This window comes from Xanthobacter autotrophicus (genome assembly GCF_029991245.1).
Taxonomy (GTDB): domain Bacteria; phylum Pseudomonadota; class Alphaproteobacteria; order Rhizobiales; family Xanthobacteraceae; genus Xanthobacter; species Xanthobacter autotrophicus_C.
This window is the reverse complement of record NZ_JAIVFO010000380.1, coordinates 1-432: the sequence shown is the minus strand read 5'-3', so window position 1 is coordinate 432 and position 432 is coordinate 1. Positions and strand designations below refer to the sequence as shown.

General features: G+C 70.8%; 1 protein-coding gene. It reads right to left on the bottom strand.

The window, feature by feature from the left end; all coding sequences use genetic code 11:
* Positions 1-160: 160 nt before the first annotated feature.
* A partial coding sequence (locus K9U41_RS23315) for an AAA family ATPase (protein WP_282643212.1) occupies positions 161-432 on the bottom strand: 272 nt, incomplete at its 5' end.

The following is a 432-nucleotide window of genomic DNA, read 5'->3' as shown; positions in this document are numbered from 1 at the left end:
GGCTCGGGCTCCACGGTCGGCAGCGACCGGGCGCCGCGGCGCATCAGCCGCCCCAGCCAGGGCACGCCGGGCAGGTCCTCGCCGCGGTGGGGGAAGGCGACGTACACCACCACGATGCCCGCCAGCAGCACGATGACCACCATGGCCACGACGATCTGCGTCATGCCGTCTCCGCCTCCCTGAGTCGCTGCGAGATGACGGCCGAGACGCCGTCGCCGCGCATGGTCACGCCGTACAGGGCGTCGCCGACCTCCATGGTCCGCTTCTGGTGGGTGATCACGAGCAGCTGGGAGTTCTCGCGCAGCTCCTCGTAGATCTCCAGCAGCCGGCCGAGGTTGGTGTCGTCGAGCGCGGCCTCGACCTCGTCGAGGATGTAGAACGGCGACGGCCGGGCCTTGGAGAGAGCGACCAGGAACGCCACCGCCACCAGCG